Origin of the sequence: Pantoea sp. B9002, from assembly GCF_013385945.1 — a bacterium.
Lineage (GTDB): Bacteria > Pseudomonadota > Gammaproteobacteria > Enterobacterales > Enterobacteriaceae > Pantoea.
Genome location: NZ_JACAPA010000107.1, coordinates 1 through 362, shown reverse-complemented (window position 1 = coordinate 362; position 362 = coordinate 1). Strand labels below are relative to the sequence as shown.

Sequence of the window (362 nt, the reverse complement as noted above, 5' to 3'; positions counted from 1 at the left end):
CGAACGACGAGAATCAGACGCGCGCCGCCTTGCCGGGCCGGCGCGCGCGAGCAGGTTTACTTGCTCATGCTGCCCAGGTTGAAGACCTGTTCGAGCATCGGGTTGAACACGTAGCCCTTGACCGAATCACGCATCGGCAAGGTGTAGCTCTTCTGATAGAGGTAGGCGTAGACGCTGTCCTTGAGCACCTTTTTCTGGGCCGTCTGGTACAGCTCGACGCGCTTGGCGGTGTCGCTGGTGGAAGCCGCTTCGCGGATCAGTTGGTCGACTTCGGGATTGCTGTAGAACGAGCGGTTGCCCTGCAGGCCCTGCATCTTCGAGTCGAACCAGAAGTTCATGAACATGTACGGGTCGGCAAAGTC

Annotated in this window: 1 pseudogene; it reads right to left on the bottom strand. The window is 59.4% G+C overall.

What is annotated here, in order from left to right:
- Positions 1-56: 56 nt before the first annotated feature.
- Positions 57-362 (bottom strand): annotated as a pseudogene (locus HX773_RS25390) (hypothetical protein); the annotation flags it as partial.